This window comes from Mucilaginibacter rigui, from assembly GCF_014773275.1.
Classification (GTDB): domain Bacteria; phylum Bacteroidota; class Bacteroidia; order Sphingobacteriales; family Sphingobacteriaceae; genus Mucilaginibacter; species Mucilaginibacter rigui_A.
In genome coordinates, this window is the sequence record NZ_JACWMW010000008.1 from 81,824 (window position 1) to 103,359 (window position 21,536).

The 21,536-nt window shown below is 42.8% G+C and carries 17 protein-coding genes; 13 read left to right on the forward strand and 4 right to left on the reverse strand.

Features of this window, described 5'->3' with window-relative positions; genetic code table 11:
* Positions 1 to 41: 41 nt before the first annotated feature.
* The 3 genes from can to IDJ75_RS20870 form a co-directional block, all read right to left on the reverse strand.
* A complete protein-coding gene (gene can / locus IDJ75_RS20860; RefSeq protein ID WP_191177599.1) occupies positions 42 to 758 on the reverse strand; it encodes a carbonate dehydratase in 717 nt (238 codons plus the stop codon).
* 15 nt (positions 759 to 773) lie between these two features.
* Positions 774 to 2,375, reverse strand: coding sequence for a SulP family inorganic anion transporter (locus tag IDJ75_RS20865; protein WP_191177600.1), 1,602 nt, complete (start codon positions 2,373 to 2,375; stop codon positions 774 to 776).
* Positions 2,376 to 2,520: 145 nt separating this feature from the next.
* Positions 2,521 to 2,757, reverse strand: a complete 237-nt coding sequence (locus IDJ75_RS20870) for a hypothetical protein (protein ID WP_191177601.1) — start codon at positions 2,755 to 2,757, stop codon at positions 2,521 to 2,523.
* Positions 2,758 to 2,960: 203 nt separating this feature from the next.
* On the opposite strand from IDJ75_RS20870, the gene IDJ75_RS20875 reads away from it, so the two are divergent.
* From IDJ75_RS20875 to IDJ75_RS20900, 6 genes are all read left to right on the forward strand, one after another.
* A complete protein-coding gene (locus IDJ75_RS20875) occupies positions 2,961 to 4,502 on the forward strand; it encodes an acyl-CoA carboxylase subunit beta (RefSeq protein WP_191177602.1) in 1,542 nt (513 codons plus the stop codon).
* Positions 4,503 to 4,668: 166 nt separating this feature from the next.
* Positions 4,669 to 5,085, forward strand: a complete 417-nt coding sequence (locus tag IDJ75_RS20880) for a GNAT family N-acetyltransferase (RefSeq protein ID WP_191177603.1) — start codon at positions 4,669 to 4,671, stop codon at positions 5,083 to 5,085.
* Positions 5,086 to 5,300: 215 nt separating this feature from the next.
* The gene (locus IDJ75_RS20885; RefSeq protein WP_191177604.1) at positions 5,301 to 6,416 is read left to right on the forward strand and encodes a M42 family metallopeptidase; all 1,116 of its coding nucleotides are present in this window, start codon (positions 5,301 to 5,303) and stop codon (positions 6,414 to 6,416) included.
* 68 nt (positions 6,417 to 6,484) lie between these two features.
* A complete protein-coding gene (locus tag IDJ75_RS20890) occupies positions 6,485 to 7,387 on the forward strand; it encodes a nucleotidyltransferase family protein (protein WP_191177605.1) in 903 nt (300 codons plus the stop codon).
* 167 nt (positions 7,388 to 7,554) lie between these two features.
* Positions 7,555 to 10,488, forward strand: coding sequence for a M16 family metallopeptidase (locus tag IDJ75_RS20895; RefSeq protein ID WP_191177606.1), 2,934 nt, complete (start codon positions 7,555 to 7,557; stop codon positions 10,486 to 10,488).
* A 583-nt stretch (positions 10,489 to 11,071) separates the two neighbouring features.
* Positions 11,072 to 11,446: a response regulator gene (locus IDJ75_RS20900; RefSeq protein WP_191177607.1), complete on the forward strand. Its 375-nt coding sequence runs from the start codon at positions 11,072 to 11,074 to the stop codon at positions 11,444 to 11,446.
* A 5-nt stretch (positions 11,447 to 11,451) separates the two neighbouring features.
* Here IDJ75_RS20900 and IDJ75_RS20905 read toward each other — a convergent pair whose 3' ends face one another.
* Complete coding sequence (locus tag IDJ75_RS20905; RefSeq protein WP_191177608.1) at positions 11,452 to 11,619, reverse strand: hypothetical protein; 168 nt, start codon at positions 11,617 to 11,619, stop codon at positions 11,452 to 11,454.
* 219 nt (positions 11,620 to 11,838) lie between these two features.
* Between IDJ75_RS20905 and IDJ75_RS20910 the strand changes: the two genes are divergently transcribed.
* The 7 genes from IDJ75_RS20910 (at position 11,839) to IDJ75_RS20940 (ending at position 21,404) form a co-directional block, all read left to right on the forward strand.
* Entirely contained in the window at positions 11,839 to 14,982 is a 3,144-nt protein-coding gene (locus IDJ75_RS20910) for a tetratricopeptide repeat protein (protein ID WP_191177609.1), read from the forward strand.
* Between the two features lie 13 nt (positions 14,983 to 14,995).
* Positions 14,996 to 16,825, forward strand: a complete 1,830-nt coding sequence (locus IDJ75_RS20915; protein ID WP_191177610.1) for a porin family protein — start codon at positions 14,996 to 14,998, stop codon at positions 16,823 to 16,825.
* A 38-nt stretch (positions 16,826 to 16,863) separates the two neighbouring features.
* Positions 16,864 to 17,967: an HU domain-containing protein gene (locus IDJ75_RS20920; protein WP_191177611.1), complete on the forward strand. Its 1,104-nt coding sequence runs from the start codon at positions 16,864 to 16,866 to the stop codon at positions 17,965 to 17,967.
* A 59-nt stretch (positions 17,968 to 18,026) separates the two neighbouring features.
* Positions 18,027 to 18,737: a MotA/TolQ/ExbB proton channel family protein gene (locus tag IDJ75_RS20925; RefSeq protein WP_191177612.1), complete on the forward strand. Its 711-nt coding sequence runs from the start codon at positions 18,027 to 18,029 to the stop codon at positions 18,735 to 18,737.
* The gene (locus IDJ75_RS20930; protein ID WP_191177613.1) at positions 18,734 to 19,135 is read left to right on the forward strand and encodes an ExbD/TolR family protein; all 402 of its coding nucleotides are present in this window, start codon (positions 18,734 to 18,736) and stop codon (positions 19,133 to 19,135) included. Before IDJ75_RS20925 ends, IDJ75_RS20930 begins: the two co-directional genes overlap by 4 nt.
* A gap of 47 nt (positions 19,136 to 19,182) precedes the next feature.
* Positions 19,183 to 20,028: an energy transducer TonB gene (locus tag IDJ75_RS20935; protein ID WP_224746702.1), complete on the forward strand. Its 846-nt coding sequence runs from the start codon at positions 19,183 to 19,185 to the stop codon at positions 20,026 to 20,028.
* A gap of 74 nt (positions 20,029 to 20,102) precedes the next feature.
* The gene (locus IDJ75_RS20940) at positions 20,103 to 21,404 is read left to right on the forward strand and encodes a bifunctional folylpolyglutamate synthase/dihydrofolate synthase (RefSeq protein ID WP_191177614.1); all 1,302 of its coding nucleotides are present in this window, start codon (positions 20,103 to 20,105) and stop codon (positions 21,402 to 21,404) included.
* Positions 21,405 to 21,536: the final 132 nt, after the last annotated feature.

The window sequence follows — 21,536 nt, forward strand, 5'->3', positions numbered from 1 at the left end:
TACAACCGGGTAATTAATATATAGATAGAATATAGGGCTTATTAATTTGCAGCTACAGTTTCATTATCAAACTCGTATACATAACCCAGTTTGTGCGGGTTGCTGGCGCTTACGCCAAGATCCTTAATGAGGCCCGAGCTTAAGTCAATTACCCAGCCGTGTACTTCCAGATCTGTACGGTTCATCCATGCGTTTTGTATAATTGATGTTTTACAAAGATTGTACACCTGCTCGGTAACGTTAAGCTCAACCAGGCGGTTAACCTTAGCTTTTTCATCTGTAATACGATCAAGCTCGTTGGCGTGCAGGCGGTAAACATCCTTAATATGGCGCAGCCAGTTATCAATAATACCAAACTGCTTGCTGGTTAAAGCTGCTGCAACCCCGCCGCAGCCATAGTGCCCGGCAACAATTACGTGTTTTACTTTTAATACGTTAACAGCATAATCAAGCACGCTAAGCATGTTCATGTCAGAGTGCACACACACGTTAGCAATATTGCGGTGCACAAACACTTCGCCTGGCTTGGTACCGGTAACTTCGTTTGCAGGCACGCGGCTGTCAGAGCACCCAATCCACAATACCTCGGGGCTTTGGCCTTGTGCAAGTTTCGTAAAAAACTCAGGGTCTTCCTGTACCCTTTTCGCAGCCCAATCGCTATTATTTTGTTTTAGTTTATTATAGCTGGCACTTTGTGCCAGTGATATACCTTTGGTATCTATCCCGTTTTTTCCGTTTTTATTTTCTGTATTGTTCATGGTAGTTTTAATTTATTAAGGTTTATAAACCAGGTCTTTCAATGGCGGTATTTCATACCGCTCTTTTATATCTTGTAATTGCACAATAATGCCTTTGGTGTAAGCATTGTGCTTATAATTGTTGATTATCTCCAGCACATCCGGGTCAATATAACGCGAGTTTGAACCATCAATAACCACGTCGCTGCCTTTTGGCAGGCTGGTTAAAGTTATTTGTATGGCGGCTTTGTTTAAAAAGGATACCTCTTCGGCCAGCTTTATGCGGATGGTGTTTTTTTCGCCGTTTGGTGCAATGTTGTAGAAGTAAGGGTTACGCAGATTAGTGCGCAGTATATAAAATACCCCTACCAGCATACCAATACCCACACCTACAAGCAAATCGGTAAGTATAACAGCCACAATGGTTACTACAAACGGCACAAACTGATCAAGCCCCTTATGCCACATGTGCTTAAACAGCCCTATCCTTGCAAGTTTGTAACCTACCGTTAACAATATGGCCGCCAAGCATGATAGCGGAATTTTGTTGAGCAACGATGGGATAGCCAGCAAACATACCAACAGTAAAATGCCATGAAAAATAGCACTCATTTTTGTACGGGCGCCTGCATTTACGTTAGCTGATGAACGCACGATAACGGCCGTCATAGGCAAACCGCCCAACATACCGCTCACCAAGTTCCCCGCACCCTGGGCAACCAACTCGCGGTTTGTAGGCGATATACGTTTAATAGGGTCAATTTTATCAACCGCTTCAAGGCTCAGCAAAGTTTCTAAACTGGCTACAATGGCAATAGTAGCTGCTGTTATCCAAACCTGCTTATTGCCTATGCCGCTAAAATTTGGTGATTTAAACAGACCAAAAAACTCTCCTGTACTGTTTACCAATGGTATTTGCACATACTGTTTATCTAACAAGGCCAGGCCAGTGCCCGAAAACACCGTGGCTAACACCACGCCGGCAACAACAACCATTAAAGGTGCGGGTACAACAGCCAGCTTTTTAAACTTAGGCCAGTATATCATCAGCAATAAAGAAACAGCGGCAATAATTACCGCGCCATAATTTATTTTAGCTAACGCGCTGAATATGCCCGAAAAGGTATTATCCTTATCTATCTGGCTAAAACCCTCATCACCCTCAAAATCCGAATCATAGCCCACCGCGTGCGGGAATTGTTTCATGATAAGAATGATACCGATAGCGGCCAGCATCCCCTCAATAACTGATGAAGGGAAATAGTTGGCAATAGTGCCCGCTTTAACTAAACCAAAAACAATCTGCATACCACCTGCCAGCACCACGGCAAGTAAAAATGCATCAAACGAGCCAAGGGTGGCTATTGAGTTTAACACAATAACGGTTAAACCCGCTGCAGGCCCCGCCACACTTAGCTGCGAACCGCTTAAGGTGCCTATGACTATACCGCCAATAATACCCGATAATATCCCCGAGAACAATGGTGCGCCAGATGCCAGGGCTATGCCTAAACACAGTGGCAATGCCACAAGGAATACAACCAACCCGGCGGGCAGATCTTTTTTTAAATTTTTAGCCAGAAAATATTTCTTCAGGTTAAGGTCGCCGGCGGAAACGCCGCCTTGCTTGATTTGCATAACAATAATTTTATAATGAAAACTTAAATAAACAGCATGTTAAGCAACACCCGTAGGGTTGAAAACAGCGCATCGTTTTACGCCCTTGTTAAAAAAACAGGGTGTGTAGTGATTCACCGGATATGAAAATATCCGGCCATAAGTGTTATGCGTTGGGAGGCGGTGTGGGCACCACAGGATGATACACCTGCTTGTAAAGAGATTTTTCTAAGTTATGCAGTATGTTGTTTTCAACAACAAGCGGCCTGTAAACGATAAGGTGGTTTACATTTTCATCAAAAAACTTCTTGTCTTTAAAAATTTCCTTATCAGGATCTTCTTTTTCGTTTTTTGATTCATGCTCAAGCTGCATAATAACCGCACGAACGGTTTTGTTATCCATACATAAAAAAACAGGCGCAATTGATATAACCATCTTTATTAAAAAGATGCCCATAAACAATACTGCTATTGAATTTTTGAAAATTCTGTTTTTCATGAGTCACAAAGATAACGTTTTTTAGAAACGTAAAGTATCATTGTGGCGTTTAAAGCTAATCTTACAATATAATTACTAATTTTATCGCTTTACCAATAAACCGCATAGTGAATAAAAAGCTGGAGATTTTACAAAAAAAGCGCGATCAGGCGCTTGAGGGTGGTGGCGCTGTACGCATTGAAAGTCAGCATAAAAAGGGGAAATTAACTGCACGCGAAAGGCTGCATTTTTTATTGGATGATGGGTCGTTCCAGGAGATAGGGATGCTGGTTTCGCACCGCAGTACAGATTTTGGGATGGAGAAAGAAAAATACCCCGGCGATGGTGTGGTTACCGGTTATGGTACCGTAAACGGCCGTTTGGTGTACGTTTTTTCGCAGGACTTTACCGTTTTTGGCGGCTCGCTCTCAGAAACCCACGCCGAAAAGATCTGCAAGATAATGGACCTGGCCATGAAGAATGGCGCGCCCGTTGTAGGCCTGAATGATTCGGGCGGTGCGCGTATCCAGGAAGGTGTTGTATCTCTTGGTGGCTACGCCGATATATTTTACCGTAATACCATGGCCAGCGGCGTAGTGCCGCAGATCTCGGCTATTATGGGCCCATGCGCGGGTGGCGCAGTATACTCGCCCGCCATTACCGATTTTATTTTGATGGTAGAACATACCAGCTATATGTTTGTAACCGGCCCCAATGTGGTAAAAACGGTAACACACGAGCAGGTAACATCAGAAGAATTAGGTGGCGCTAATACCCATGCCACCAAAAGCGGTGTAACCCACTTTGCCTGCGCTAACGAGATAGAGGCCATCAACAACGTAAAAAAACTATTAAGCTATATACCGCAAAACTGCGAGGACCGTGCCCCTGCCCTGCCTTACGAGGTAAAGAATGAGGACCGCCCCGCATTAACAGATATACTACCCGAGAATGTTTCACAGCCCTACGATATCCGCGAGGTGATTGAGCAGGTGATTGATGATGGCACGTTCCTTGAAGTGCATAAAGATTTTGCCGAAAACATTGTGGTAGGCTTTGCCCGCCTTGCCGGTCGCAGCATTGGTATAGTGGCTAATCAGCCTGCATTTTTAGCGGGGGTTTTAGATATCAACTCATCAACCAAAGGAGCACGCTTTGTGCGTTTTTGTGATAGCTTTAATATACCCCTGCTGGTATTTGAAGATGTACCTGGTTTTTTACCGGGCACCGACCAGGAGTGGAACGCCATTATTACCAATGGCGCTAAACTGCTTTATGCTTTCTGTGAGGCTACCGTGCCGCGTATTACTGTGATTACCCGCAAAGCCTACGGCGGCGCATACGATGTAATGAACTCCAAACACATTGGCGCTGATATGAATTACGCCTGGCCAAGCGCCGAAATAGCCGTTATGGGTGCCAAAGGTGCTGCGGAGATCATCTTTAAACGAGAGATAACCGCAGCCGAAGACCCGGAAGCCAAATGGCGCGAAAAGGAAGAGCAATATGCCACCATCTTCGCCAACCCGTACCGTGCCGCCGAACGTGGCTTTATTGACGAGGTAATTGCCCCGGCCGAAACCCGCGTAAAGCTGATCCACGCCTTTAAAATGCTGGAGAATAAGGTGGTGAATAACCCTAAGAAAAAGCACGGGAATATCCCGTTGTAGGAAGTAAAAATGCAAAGCAGAGTCTCGTGTGATTCGCTCCCAATGAGAGGGTGCAGGGAGGGGTTTAACAAAGCGATATATAGCGTTCAATCCCCTCCCTGCCATCGCATTATCCTGCCCCCTCCCAAGGGAGGGAATTAATAAGAATAAAAAGAAAACCACTACCATGCTCTCCATCGAACAAATACCCCCTCGCCTTACCTGGCGCCTGCGCAGAGATATCCTGTACCCGGGCCAGCATCTGCACAATATGGAGATGGAGGAGGATAACCATGGCTACCACTTTGGGGCATTTAACGATAATTTGCTGATTGGTGTGGTATCGCTGTTTCAAAACGGCACCGACTGGCAGTTCCGTAAATTTGCGGTAATAAGCGATGTGCAGAAACAAGGCATCGGCACGCAACTGTTAAATTATATTACCGGCTTTGCCGAGCGCGAAAATGCTACAAGGCTTTGGTGTAATGCGCGCCTTTCGGCTACTGGGTTTTATATCAAAAATGGTTTTACCGAAACTGGAGAGGTATTTTATAAAAACGGCTTTGATTACATTATTATGCAGAAAAGCCTCCCCTTAAAATAAAAAAAGTCAGCCTGCCTTGCGCAAACTGACCTTTATTAACTAACTAAATTAACTGATCTTATTATTACGCCGCAAAGGTGGGGTTACATTGTAAAGTGAATGTTAAGTAATAAATAAGGTTTTACTGCTTTACATAGATATTGCTTCATTATCAACAGCTTTATTATATTTGCCCACGGCTACCCTCCCCCTGGTAGCGTTATTAGATACAACACATGGCAAAAAAGAAACCAGAGGCCGAACAAAAACCGGCTATAGTAAACGAAGCATCATTAGCATTTTTTGAAAAATACATCAACAACCCTTCTCCAACCGGTTTTGAGTGGAAAGGCCAGCAGCTTTGGCTTGATTATTTAAAACCTTATATCGATGATCATTTTGTAGATAATTACGGTACCGCAGTTGGTGTTATCAACCCAAAAGCCGAATACAAGGTGGTTATTGAGGCACATGCCGATGAGATCTCGTGGTTTGTAAATTATATCACAAACGATGGTTTGATCTACGTTATCCGTAACGGAGGCAGCGATCACCAGATAGCTCCATCAAAACGTGTAGATATCCATACCGATAATGGCATTGTAAAAGCCGTATTTGGCTGGCCAGCTATCCACACCCGTTTAGGCGGCGAAAAGGAAGAAGCACCGACTTTAAAGAACATCTTTTTAGATTGCGGCTGCACCAGTAAGGAAGAAGTTGAAGCACTGGGCATACATGTAGGTTGCGTTATTACTTACGAGGATGAGTTTATGGTATTAAACAACCGCTATTATGTTGGCCGTGCGTTGGATAACCGTGCGGGCGGCTTCATGATAGCTGAGGTTGCGCGTTTATTAAAAGAGAACAAGGTTAAGCTTCCTTTTGGTTTATACATTGTTAATGCCGTACAGGAAGAGATTGGCCTTCGTGGCGCCGAGATGATAGCGCACCGCATTAAACCAAACGTAGCTATTGTTACCGATGTTACGCATGATACCGGCACCCCTATGATCAACAAAATAACACAGGGCGATTTGGCCTGTGGAAAAGGCCCGGTTATATCATACGCCCCTGCAATACAAAACAACCTGAATAAGTTACTGATAGAATCGGCACAAAAAGCAGGAATACCATTCCAGCGCCAGGCATCATCACGCTCAACAGGTACAGATACCGATGCGTTTGCTTACTCAAATGATGGCGTGCCATCGGCCTTAATATCTTTACCGCTACGCTATATGCACACCACGGTTGAGATGATCCACAAGGATGATGTAGACAACGTTATCCGTTTGATATATGAATCGTTGTTGAACATCAAGAACGGACAGGATTTCAGGTATATTAAATAATTTTTAAAACTTTAATACGCAATAAGCCTTTGTGTATTACAACATACACCTATACCCCAAATTTTAGAATGAAACCTACATTATTAATTTTGGCCGCAGGAATGGCCAGCCGCTATGGCAGCATGAAACAAGTAGATGGCTTTGGCCCTAACGGCGAAACCATTATTGACTATTCTATTTACGATGCTATAAAAGCAGGTTTTGGAAAAGTTAGCTTTATCATCCGCGAGGAGTTTGCCGAGCCATTTAAAGCCATATTTGAGCCAAAATTAAAAGGCCGTATTGAAACTGATTACGTTTTTCAGAGTTTTGACCTGGAGCCTTTTGGCATAACCGAAAAAATTGAACGTGCAAAACCATGGGGTACCGCACATGCTGTTTTGGCTGCACGTAACCAGGTTAACGAGCCTTTTTGCGTTATTAATGCCGATGACTTTTATGGCTTTGATGCTTTTGATAAAATGGCCAAGTTCCTGAACACTGAGGTTGCCGACGATCAGTATGCTATTATTGGCTACCAGATAGATAAAACCCTGTCAGACTATGGTACCGTATCGCGCGGTGTTTGCGCGGTTGATGCCAATGGTAATATGACCGAAGTAACCGAGCGTACAGAAGTTTACTTTAAAGAAGATGGCACTGTTGCTTATAAAGACGCTACAGGCGAGCATGGTTTACCAAACGATACACGCGTATCTATGAACTTCTGGGGCTTTACCCCTGCGGTTTTCAAACAAAGCCAAGACCTGTTCAAAAAATTTGTTGAAGAGAACAAAACCAACCCAAAATCAGAGTTCTTTATCCCACTGGTGGCTGATAACCTGATCAAAAACGGGACTGCTGCATTTAAAGTGATCCCTACTGCCAACAAATGGTTTGGTGTAACTTATAAAGAAGATAAACCTATCGTTCAAAATTCGATTTCAGAATTAGTGGCGAATGGTACTTACCCAAGCAACCTTTGGGAATAATACCTGTATGGATAACTCAAAAAGTCCTGCCCTAAAAGCGGGACTTTTTGGTTATACCCCATCCGCTCGTAACTTTCTTGTTAAATAATATTAATATTTATCATTTATCTATCCACCTAAGTAAATAGTTAAAGGGCTTCAGTATATTTATATCCTTAACTATTAATATGAAACTAAAATTATCACTTATTTTACTGCTGATGGGCGGCTACGCAAGCCAGTCATCGGCACAAACCACCAATGCATGGAAAACGGCAACATCGGGCGGTTACACCTATAAATATGTAACCGGCGACCCAACCCACTCGCGTTTTTACACCTTAAAGAATGGCCTTACGGTTATACTTAGCCCCACCGCAAAACAGCCCCGTATACAGGCTTACATTGCCGTAAAAGCGGGCAGTAAAACCGATCCGGCCGACCATACAGGCCTTGCCCATTACCTGGAACACATGATGTTTAAAGGTACCGACAAGTTTGGCTCGCTTAACTGGGCTAAAGAAAAACCTTTACTTGACCAGATAGACGAGCTTTACGAGCAGTACAACTCCACCAAAGACGAGGCTAAACGTAAAGAGATTTACAAACAGATAGATAAAACATCTGGCGAGGCGGCAAAATTTGCCATCGCTAACGAGTATGATAAAATGATGACCGGCATGGGCGGCCAAAACAGTAACGCCTTTACATCGTTTGAACAAACTGTTTACACAGAGGATATCCCAAGCTCATCCATTGATAAATTTTTGACCATGCAGGGCGAGCGCTTCCGCATGCCGGTACTGCGCATCTTCCACACGGAGTTAGAAGCTGTGTACGAAGAAAAGAACCGCGGGCTTGACAGCGACCCCAGCAAGGTGCAGGAAGCTATGTTCGAGGCCTTGTTCCCCAATAATAACTATGGTAAACAAACCACCATTGGTACTATTGAGCACTTAAAAAACCCATCATTAAAAGCTATCCGTAAGTACTACTACAGCTATTACGTACCAAATAACATGGGCGTTATCCTGTCGGGAGATTTTAATCCCGATGTGATGATAAAAAAAGTGGCGCAGCATTTCAATTACATGAAGCCCGCTACCGTGCCACCATACAAATATGCCCCCGAAGTGCCTATTACCACGCCTGTACAGCGTGATGTTTACGGCCCTAACCCCGAAAACCTGACCATTGCATACCGTTTCCCGGGGGCAAGCACCCGCGATGCCCGTTTATTAAGCCTTGTGGGTTCGTTATTAACCAATGGCAAGGCCGGCCTATTTGACCTCGACCTAACCAAAAAACAAAAACTACTAAGCGCATTTGCATCGGCCAATACTTTAAAAGATTACAGCGTACTTGTTTTACGCGGTACACCGGTTAAAGGCCAATCGTTAGACGATGTGAAAGCTTTAATGCTGGGCGAAATTGATAAACTACGCAAAGGGGAGTTCTCTGACGACCTGATCCAATCTATAGTAAACAACTACAAAAAAAGCAAAATAGAGCAGGATGAAAGCTACAACCAGCGCGCAAGCAACCTGATGGACGATTTTACATCGGGTGTTGACTGGCGTACAGATGTGGCTTCTATAAGCGAGTTATCAAAAGTAACCAAACCACAAATTATCGCTTTTGCTAACAAATACTTAAAGGACAACAACTTTGTAATTGTTTACAAACACCAGGGAGCCGATAAAAACATTATTAAGGTTGAAAAACCACCTATTACCCCGGTTGAGGTGAACGCAGGTGAACAATCGGCCTATGTAAAAATGATCAACGCCATACCAGCCACCCCTGTACAACCCGTTTGGCTTGATTATAATAAGGATATCCAACGCGCAAAAGCAGGCCCGGTAGATGTATTGGCTGTACAAAACAAGGATAATAGTATTTTCCGTTTGTATTACCGTTATGATATGGGTAGCTGGAACAATAAAATGTTACCGATAGCTGCCCAGTACCTGCAGTTTTTAGGCACCGACAAGCTGAGTGCCGAAGACATCAGCAAGGCGTTTTACAAGCTGGCATCGGCATTTAACGTTAGCGCAGCTACCGAAAATGCAACCATCAGCATTAATGGGCTGCAGGAAAACTTTGGTGCCTCTGTAACCCTTTTTGAAAACTTGCTGGCCAATTGCAAAGCCGATGAAAAGGCGTTAACCGGTTTAAAAGCCCGCCTAAAAAGGTCGAGAGAGAACTTTAAGCTTAACAAAGGCGCTATTATGCAGGGCCTTGTAAGTTATGCACAATATGGCCCGCAAAACCCGTTCAATTATGTATTAACCGACGAGGAAATTGATAACATTAGGGCCGACGACCTGGTAGCTATACTGCATAGCCTGGTTAATTACAAACACACCATATTATACTATGGCCCGCAAACCGCGGTACAGGCAGGCGCTGCTTTAACCAAATTGCATAAAACACCCGCCACATTTACGCCCTACCCGGCCGCAAAAATATTTACACGCGTAAAAGCCGATAAAAACACCGTACTGTTTGGCAACTACGATATGGTGCAGGCCGAGATACAATGGATACGTAACGAAGATGCTTACGACCCGGATAAAGCACCAACTATTGAATTATTTAACAATTACTTTGGCGGCGGCATCAGTTCAATTGTTTTCCAGAACATCCGCGAATCAAAAGCACTGGCCTATTCAACCTATGCTTATTATATAGAATCGCAGAAGAAAGAAGACAGCAACAGTTTTGTGGCTTATGTAGGTACACAAGCAGATAAGATGAATGAAGCAATACCTGCAATGAATGAGCTATTGAACAAAATGCCCGAATCTACCGAGGCCTTTAAATCGGCAAGGGAAAACATCCACAAATCAATTGAAACAGAACGTATTACCCAGGACGGGATATTGTTTAATTATTTGGCCGCGCAACGCAAGGGGCTGAATTACGACATCCGGAAAAACGTATTTGAAACCGTTGGTAAGATCACCTATACCGATCTTAATACTTTTCATGATTACGAATTGAAAGCCAAGCCATACACCTACTGTATAGTGGCTTCAGACAAACGTGTTACTGAAGATGATCTCAAAAAATATGGCGAACTCTTGAAGCCAGACATGAAACAAATATTTGGATATTAATCCTCACTAAATAAACACGGGCAGAAATTTCCTTTCGGCCCGTGTTTTTAATTACTACGAACATTTAGTTTCTAAATTTTACAATACAATTTTTAAAAAGTATTTTAAAATCGAAAAAGAACGGGCTTATACAAATCTGTATCTGAAAAGCTTATAAATGAACAATATGACTAATAAAAGAACTCTCAGGAATAAATTATCTTAAGTTGTTAACAATAGCACAATGTAAGTTAAACCACTACTTTAACGTCATATAAAACATACATACAGCAAACTATTTATTAATACAGTTCGTATCTTATAAATATTTATTCAACATATAGCACATAAAATTGAGTCACTCCGCGAAAGTATCCAGCACGTATTGTCCAAAATGCGGCAATTTATTTCATCACCAGCTCCATAGAAACTGGTTGATCAAAAAAATATTCTTCTTTTTACCATTAAAAAGATACTTCTGCGCCAACTGCAAAAAAGCGAGGTATATCATAAAAAAATCCGATTAATCTTTCCATTTCCGTCTTTTGGTATAAGTATTGCTATTAAGTAACCATATTATATACAGATACTTATTGATACATACATGAGACGGATTTTAGCTGTAGACGATGACCACGACATACTAGAGGTGCTGCAATTTATATTGGAAGATTCGGGTTATAAAGTAGACACTCTTTCTGACGGCCGCCAACTAATGGATACTATACAGGAAAAACACCCCGATCTTATACTGCTTGATATTATGCTGGGTAATATGGATGGCCGCGAACTGTGCAAAGAAGTTAAAAGGCAGGCAGCTACTCAAAAAATCCCTGTTATAATGATTTCTGCAAGCCATAACATAGCTGATAGTTTAAAACAAGAAAATGGCCCTAACGATTTTGTTGCCAAGCCATTTGATATTAACGTACTTCTCGATTCTATCAAAAAGCAGTTAACGCCATCGGCCGCAGCTTAAAGGGATTATTTCTTTATTCCCCCCGCAGATAATTGATCATCTATCTTGTTGTTACATAACTGTTGCTGGCAAGCATTGGTACTATGAGCAGTTACTGCATCATGTTTCTTTTGCATATCGTGCACCTCTCGCAAAGCATCCAGGTAAGCCATATTGGGTACTATCGTAATCATTGGATGATATTTTACCATAACATTCTGTTTAAAATGTTCAGTCACCAGTTTGGCATCTCAAAACGCCTGGCTCGTGGTCAATGTTATTTAAAGTTTTCCACAAGCATACCATGTACATATTCAGATTCGTTTAAAAAAGTGCTTATCCACATTTGTTAATTACTAATGTGGATTGCATTTTTGCGTTTAGCTAATTTAGCACCATCATTAATGCGCTTTATGATCAAACTTAAATACATTACCTTAATTGCACCGGTATTTTTAGCCCTGCCAACGCTGGCGCAGCAAAACCCATCTTTCCATACTAATCGCACTTATCAAAATGCGAATAACCTGATGGCTATGGGTAAATATGCTGCGGCTGCAGAGCAATATCGTTTGGTTGAACAAACCAGGTTAAAAACCGGCCAGCAAGCAAAATTTGAATCTGAACTATCCCTTTTAAAAGAGAATGCGCAATATTACGAAGCTGTTTGTGCGCTTGAACTTGGAAACGATGATGCCGAAAGTATGCTTACCCGGTTTATTAAAGAGCACCCCGAAAACCCGCTAACCAAGCAGGCTTATTTCCAGGTAGGTAAATCATACTTTAAACAGGGTAAATATGACGAAGCTTTGGTTTGGTTTAATAAAGTTGATGCTGTTGACCTGAACGGCTCGCAAAATACCGAATACAAATTCAGGAAAGGTTACGCATATTTTGTTACCAACGATTATAAGAACGCGCAGTTACTATTCGCCGAGGTAAAAAACAAGCGGTCGCCTTTTATGGATGATGCTACTTATTACTTTGCCTACATTGCCTATTTAAATAAAGACTACCACCTGGCGCTTGTAAATTTTGAGAAACTAAAAAATTCAAAAAAATACGAGAACAGCTATCCATATTATATCACAGCCGTTTACTTTTTAGACAAACGCTATGATGATGTTATCAACTACGCCATCCCTATCATTAACAGCACCAAACAGCAAAATGAAACTGAGATGCTGCGTATTATTGGTGCTTCATACTTTGCAAAGGCCAATTATGATAAAGCCGTTGAATATTACAGCCGTTTTGAAGATGCGGACCAGGGCCGCACTCAAAACACACAGGACAGCTATCAAATGGGTTATGCCTATTACAAGGTAGGCAATAACGGCAAAGCTGCCAGCATATTGGAGAAGCTTGTTGCACAGAATGATAATTACAGCCAAAGCGGTAGTTATACTTTAGGCGATGTGTTCCTGAAAATGAATAACAAGCAAAGCGCCCGTAATGCTTTCCTCACGGCATCAAGGTTGAATTATGACAAGCAGTTACAGGAGGATGCGCTTTACCAATACGCCAAACTATCGTACGAACTTGATTTTAATAACGAAGCACTTGTTGCCACACGCACATACTTAAAAAATTATCCACGTGCTCCGCGTACCGACGAGGTGAAGATATTATTGGGCGAAGCATTATTAAACTCTAAAAATTATAAAGAAGCAGTTGAGATACTGGAACCGATACCAAATAAATCCGAAAGCGCACAGATAGCCTATCAAAGAGTAACCTATTACCGCGGTTTAGAATTTTATAACGAGCGTGCTTTTGAGAACGCAATAGGTATTTTCTTACGGTCGTTACGTAACCCTGTTGATACTAAAGTACAAGCCTTAACCCTCTATTGGATGGCCGAATCAATGTACGAGGTACGTAAGTACACCGAATCAGTTGAAAACTTTGAGCAATTTTTGGCTATGCCCGAAGCTAAAGAAACAGATGTTGCCAACTTTGCCAACTACGCATTGGCTTATGCGGCCTTTTATGATGAACAGTACGGCAAAGCAGCCAAATACTTCGAGAAGTTTTTACGGGGTGACGTAAAAGACCAGGCTACAGAAAACGATGCCATAAGCCGTTTGGGAGATAGTTATTTTGGGATGAAAAGCTATGGCAGCGCGTTAGATAATTATAATAAAATTATTGCCCGCCACAGCCAGGGGCAGGAATACGCCTTATTTCAGCGTGGTATTATCCAGGGCTTGCAGGGTAACCCCGATGCTAAAATAGCAACGCTTAACGGCTTATTGAGCCAGTTCCCCAATTCAGATTATGCCGATGACTCTGCGTTCGAGATCGCTTATGCCTACTTCCTGAAGAATGATGGCGAGCGCGCAAAATCAGACCTTACCGCTATGATACAAAAGTACCCGCACAGCAGTTATGTGCCGCGTGCGTACACTACTATCGGTTTGATAGATTATAACGCCGGTAATGATGACCTCGCTACAGAATCGTTTAAAAAAGTAGTATCAGACTACTCATCTTCAGACGAAGCCAAACAGGCGCTGAAACAGGTTGAAAAGATCTATACTGACAAAGGTGATGCGGGGTCGTTCTTAACCTATGCTAACTCAACTGCTATTGGTAATTACAGCACTTCTGAGCAGGAAAACATTATGATAACCGCTGCTAACAACCTTTATTTAAAAGGCGACTGGCAGGGTACGGTGAATGCAGTTAATGCTTACTTTGATAAATTTCCAACCAAGCAGATCTACGAGAAACAGGCAAGGTTTATACGCGCACAGGGTTTAGCCAACCTGGGCAAAGCAGACGAAGCTGTTGTTGACTACAACGTTATCCTGAACGACTGGACAAGCACCTACAGCGAAAAAGCGTTGATAAGTATGGCTAAGTTGTACATGAGCCAGAAGAAATATAACGATGCCATCGTGTTCCTGAAAAGGCTGGAAACTAATTCTGAGTATAAGGCCGATTACACCTTCGCGGTTAACAACTTATTGTTATGCTACTCGCAGATAAATATGGCCGATGATGTGCTTAAGTACGTTAAGCTTGTACGCGATAACGAGAAAACATCACAAGAAGATAAGTTTAAAACCGGGTTGTATGCCGGTAAAGCCTATTTACAACGCGGCGATACTACTGCAGCTGTAAAAGAGTTGAACTACACAGTTACCAATACCAAAACCATAGCGGCAGCCGAGGCTAAATACAACATTGCCAATATAGAGTATTTACAAGGCAAGTATAAAACATCGCAAAAAACCTGTTTCGATTTGGTGAAGGACCTGCCAAACTACGATTACTGGGTGGCCAAAACCTACATTTTACTGGCAGATAACTATGTTGGCTTAAAAGATAATTTCCAGGCTAAAGCAACATTGCAAAGTATTATAGATAACTATAAAGGCAACGATGATATACTAACCGTAGCCCGCCAGAAAATGAATGTGCTTGAGCCGCAGAAAGCCAAGCAACAGGAAAAACCGGCAGAAGAAACCAAACCGGCAGAACAGGAAAAACCGACCACAACCGAGCCTGCTAAAACAGAACCAACTACACAGGAAAACAAAGAACAATAGAACAAGACAAGCAATGAAATTAAGATACACCATAACACTGCTTACCTTTTTAACGGTATTTTACTTTGTTCCTGCCAGCGCACAAACAAAGAAGACGACAGATAAAAAGCAACCGGCAAAAACCGCAAAAAAACCTGCGGCCAAGGCGGCAACCACAAAAAAGGCTAATGCAAAAACGCTGGGCGATGCGGCATCTAAAGTGCAGGCAGCCGATACCACCAAAAAAGGCGGACAAAATAACGCACCCAACAATAATAGCAGCCTTGCCGAAGAGATTGTGGTAACCACATCATATAAACCGGTATTGGCAGAGGCGGTAAAAATTCGCCGTAACCCCGATCTGGAAGATAAAATGCCATACAAGGCACCTTTAAGCTACACCCCATTAGATAAAAAACTGGCACAGGATAATAACATACGCCAGCTTGATGCCATGAAAAGGCCGCAAGAGCAGGATTCTACCCAATATAATAATTATGCAAAAGCCGGTATTGGTAGCATGAAAACCACCTTTGGCGAAGCTTACTTTGGCAACGGTAAAGACGAAGCCTTACAGGTTGGTGGTTATGTAAAGCACCTTGCACAATCCGGCAGTTCGCTAAACAAACAGAACGACAGTCGCCAGGAAGTTGGTGTTTTCGGCAAAAGCATCGGTACTGATAATACCCTTACCGGCCGTATCACCTACAAACGCCATCAAACTTATTTTTATGGGCTTGATCAGGATTTAACCCCTCCTCCTGTATTTGAGCCGGCAAAACAAACCTTCAACACCATTGGCGCCGAAGGTGAGATAGCTAAAAATTTCAAAGATGAGGAAAACGCTTTCACTTATGCGGCCAAATTTAACGGCTACATATTTAGCAATGCTTACAGCGCCAAAGAAAGTAACATTGTTTTAAGCGGCTATTTAAACAAAACCGTTAAGCAATTTTATGCGGGTTTAAGTGCGTCGTTAGATCTGGGTTCGCAAAAGGATATCGCCTATTCCAATAACAACAGTATCATTAGGGCCAACCCTTACATCAAGTTCCAGGGCGATAATTATAAAATAGATGCGGGTGTAAACATAGCCAAAGAGTTTGGCATGTCAGATCGTTTTTACATTTTCCCGGCTGCAAAACTGGAGTTACAGGTGGTACCAAAATATGTTCGCTTATTTGCCGAAGCTAAAGGTGATATAAATAAGGCATCCATCAGAGATTATACCGATATCAACCCTTTCCTGGGCGAGAATATCAATCTGATCAACTCTGTAGATAAGCTGGATATCACATTGGGCTTAAAAGGAACACTGGCACCGGGCCTTGGTTTTAAAGCTGCTATTTATCGCAACAGCATAAAAAACCTGCCATTATTTGTAAACAACTTTGCTGCTACAATAAATAAATACCAGGTAATATATGATAATGGCGATGCGCGCGTAAGCGGCTTTAACGGCGAGCTTGATTTTAAAGCAAGCGAAGACGTAAATGTTTACGGCCGTGTTGAAATTAAAGATTATAAAATGGCCAGCGAGGCACAGCCATGGAACCTTCCTAAATTTATCCTTACCGCGGGTACAAGCATCCACGTGAATGATAAAGTTGACATTAACGGTTCATTAATGTTCCGCGGTTCAACTCAGGATCCATTGCAATTAGCCACCAGTACCCCCACTTCCTCTGTTTATACCAATGTTAAATCATTTGCCGACTTAAGCGGCGGGGTTACTTATAAAATAAACAAACAGTTTTCGGTATTTGCGCAGGCAAATAACATACTGAATGCTACCAGCAAAACATGGGTTTACTACCCAAATTACGGGTTTAATATATTTGGTGGCGTAGGCTATGCGTTTTAAGCTTTTTGATGTTTTATAATTATCCGTACTTTTAGCGAATGGATGTAGGCTATTTTATAAGCGAACTGCTGGCGCAACATGGCGACGTAAATGTGCCCGGTTTGGGTTATTTTGCCCGTACGCGCATAAACGGCCACTATAACGAAAAAGAAGGCAAATTATACCCGCCTACTTATAGCGTACAGTTTGATCCGCAAACTATTGAGGATGAAACGCTGGCCCAATATATAGTAGATAAGAAAAATATCTCGCTGGCATCATCCAAGTACTTTACCGAAAAATTCATCACCAATATAAAGTTGCAGGCACAATCTGCCGAGACTCCGTTGGCCGGCCTTGGCTGGTTTTATACAGAAGGTTCGCAGTTGTACTTCCGGCCAAACACCGGTTTGAGTACCGACCCTGATTTTTTTGGTTACCAACCTGTTAACCTGCATAAATTAGGCAGCGCACCTGTGGTAGCTGAACCTGCCGCTACACCTGTAGAAGCTGAATATACAGCTCCGGTAACTGTGCCCCCGCAACCGGAAGTAACCGACGGCTACCGGTTTGAAACCGACGAGGAGCATGAGGCCTACCTGGTTGATCTGGCCCGTAAAAGGAGCAGAAACTCAACCATTACATTTGTGGTACTGGCATTGTTATTTACGGGCCTGGTTGTATACCTGGTAAACAGGTATAATCCATCGGTATTTAACCTGGAAGCCCCAAAACATAAGGTAACCAAAACCGAAGCTGTAATTAATGCAAAGGTGGAACAGCCTGAAGATAGCACGGCCACCGCGAAAGATACAGCTAAAACAAGTGTTAAGCCAGATACTATTTCAACCACTAAAACCACGGTAATTAAAGATACTTTGGCAAAAACACCTGCTACTGCAAACAATAATATCGCAGGGCCACGTTATGAAATATTAGGAGGCTCGTTTGCTACTATTGAAGAAGCCAACAGGGCAATAAAAAATTATAAAACTTTAGGCATAGAGGCAAGGATATTAGAAAATGTGCCGGGCAGGAAACGTAAGGTTACCTTAGGCACTTATGTTACCAGGGCTGAAGCTGTTGCCGCCCAGGAGAAAATTTTAAGTACAAAAAAAGTAAAGGAAGCTGATACTTATATTCAGCCATATAATATTAAATAAAAACAAGAGGCCTTTTAACCAGGGGGCCCGCAATTTACACCACGATTTATATAGACACTATGACGCTATTAATGCAGGTTACAGACACCGCCGCAAAATTAATTGATACCGCGCACCAGGCTACGCAACAGCTGGCAAAAATACCGGAAGAAGAATTACGCTTTGGCGACCTGTTGATAAAAGGTGGTTGGGTAATGGTACCTATTGGTATACTGGCCGTATTAGGGCTTGTTATATTTTTCGAGCGTTTTTTCACCATCCGTAAAGCATCAAAAGATGAATCGCATTTAATGAGCCAGGTACGCAGCAGCATCCACTCAGGCGATCTGCAATCGGCCATTGCTATTTGCCGCAACAGTAACTCGCCGCTGGGCCGTATGCTGCAAAAAGGTTTATTACGTATAGGCCGCCCCATAAAAGATATTGAAGGCGCTATAGAAAACGTAGGCAAGCTGGAAGTATCAAAACTGGAAAAGAATATAGGCATCATTGGTATAGTAGCCGGTATAGCGCCCATGTTTGGTTTCCTGGGTACTATCGCCGGGGTAATCAAGATATTTTATGATATTTCAAAAACCGATAACATCAGCATGGGTGTTATATCGGGTGGTTTATACGTAAAAATGGTAACATCTGCAGCGGGTTTGTTTGTAGGTATCATTGCCTATGTATGCTACCATGTTTTAAATATGATGGTTGATAAAGTTATCCTGAAACTGGAGACCGATGCCATCGAATTTATTGACCTGTTAGAAGAGCCAAGCAAATGAATTTAAGAAAAAGACATAAAGGCGCATCAGCAGAAGTGCATACTTCGGCCATGAACGATATCATGTTCTTCCTGCTTTTGTTCTTCCTTATCGCGTCAACAGTAACCAACCCTAACGTGGTGAAACTGTTGCTTCCAAAATCATCAAGCGGGCAATCGGTATCAAAAAAAACTATTAACGTATCTATTGATAAGAACCTGGTTTATACGATCGATAAAAAACAAGTGCCGGTTGACCAGATACAGCCAACACTGCAAAGCTATAAAAGCCTGGCTACCGAGCTTACAATAGTTTTATACGTAGACCGCACCGTGGCCATACAGGATGTGGTACAGGTAATGGATATAGCACAAAAATTAAATATTAAAATGGTACTGGCAACAGAACCAAAGGGATAAACAGACATACGTATTGAGTATCTGGTATCAAAAAAATTGGTACGGTCTTGATACTTGATACTAACTACTCGATACTAATGGATTACAGGGAAGACAATAATTATCCGAAAGCATTTGCCGCTACCGGTATCATACTGGGCGTGGTAATGGCCTTGTGCTATTTTATTGTTTTTAAGCAACCGCCGCCTCACGAGGAGGGTACCGGAGGCATACTGGTAAATTATGGTACGGTTGATGAAGGTATGGGTAACGACTATATGAGTACCGAAGAACCCTCTGTAGCCGAAAAAGCCAATAACACAAAACCCGATAAGGTAACCCCTGCCCCGCCAACCGAAGAAAAACAGCAGGTGGATAACAGCGACAAAAACGTAGTTACCCAAACCACAGATGATGCGCCTGAAGTTGCTGCAAATACCAAAAAGCCAAGCACCACAGTAGCCACGCAACCCACTACAAAAACGGTTGCAAAGCCTGCTGTTAACCAAAATGCACTTTACAAAGGCAAAACCAATAACGGCACCGGCGAAGGCGACGGAACCGGCAATACCCCTGGCAACCAGGGTAAACCAACAGGCACAACCCTAACCAATAACTATAACGGAACAGGATCTGGTAACGGAGGCAATTTAAACCTAACCCAGCGTAGTTTTGTTAGCCGCCCCACTGTTGACGGAGGCAACCGCTATACCGGCAAAGTGGTGGTTGATATACGGGTTGATAAGGAAGGTAATGTAATACAAGCAACAGCGGGTGCCCGTGGCACTACCATAACAGATGCTGCCCTGCTTCAAAAATGCGAGGATGCGGTAAGAAGATCAAAATTCAACCCTTCAGATACCGCTCCCGAAAATCAAAATGGCACTTTAACATTCGTATTTAAGGTAAATTAAATTGCAGTTTGCAGATATAAGTTTGCCATTTGCATGTATACATTTGCAATGCATATTGCCAACTGCAAACTAAAATGGACTACCAGCAAACGCTCAATTACCTCTACACCCAACTACCTGTTTTTACCCGGGTAGGCGCTTCGGCCTATAAAGAGGACCTTACCAATACCATTGCCCTGCTAAACATATTGGATAATCCCGAGCATAAGTTCAAGAGCATCCATGTAGGCGGCACCAATGGTAAAGGTTCTACATCGCACATGCTGGCCGCTATATTGCAGGTTGCAGGATATAAAACGGGTTTATACACCTCGCCCCATCTTAAAGATTTCCGCGAACGCATCCGTATAAACGGGAAGATGATAGGCGAACAGACTGTTATAGATTTTGTAGCAAAACACCGCCCCAATTTTGAGCAGATCCAACCTTCTTTTTTTGAGATGACCGTTGCCCTGGCTTTTGATGTTTTTGCGAAGGAACAGGTTGATATAGCCATCGTAGAGGTTGGTTTGGGCGGAAGATTAGATTCTACCAATGTAATTAACCCGCTGCTATCCATCATCACCAACATAGGGTGGGACCACATGAATTTACTGGGCGATACGCTACCCAAAATAGCAGGCGAAAAAGCGGGTATTATTAAGCCTTCCATACCGGTCATCATTGGCGAATACCAGCCCGAAGTTGCTGAAGTATTTACCAATAAAGCGCAGCAGGTAAACGCGCCTTTGGTATTTGCATCCGAAGTAAAGTCGGAAGTAGGAAGTCGGGAGTCAGAAGTTGATAGTCTACAGTTCTTAACACTCACCGTTCCAGCCACAGACTCAAGACTTAAAACTTACAACTTAAGGCTCGACCTGCCCGGCACCTATCAGCTCAATAATGTACGAACAGTTTTAACTGCTGTTGACGAATTACGCAAGCAAGATTTTGTTATTACCGATGAGCATATCATCACGGCGCTAAAACAAGTTAAAACTCTAACCGGTCTGCACGGCCGCTGGGAGGTGATCAATAACCAGCCACTCACCATTTGCGATACGGGCCATAACCCCGAAGGCATCACAGAAGTACTGAAGAATATTGCCAACGTTAAATACGAGCATTTGCATTTTGTAATAGGCATGGTGAATGATAAGGATATCAGCAAGGTATTGGCCATGCTGCCAACCCATGCTACCTACTACTTCTGCCGCCCCGATATCCCCCGCGGATTGGAAGCAGAAAGCATCAAACAGCAAGCAGCAAGTTTCGGCTTACATGGCGAGACTTATCCATCCGTTAAGGCAGCACTAATGGCCGCACAAGAAGCAGCTACCGATAAAGACCTGGTTTTTGCAGGCGGGAGTACGTTTGTGGTGGCAGAGGTGGTGTAAGAAAAGATTCCGCCGTGTCATTGCTGTAAAGGTCAAGTAATTCGATAACAGAATTAGCTTTAACAAATAAAGCTAAAGTTATGCGAAACATTAACAATGACCTGACCTTAAAGCGCAACTATCTGAACAAGT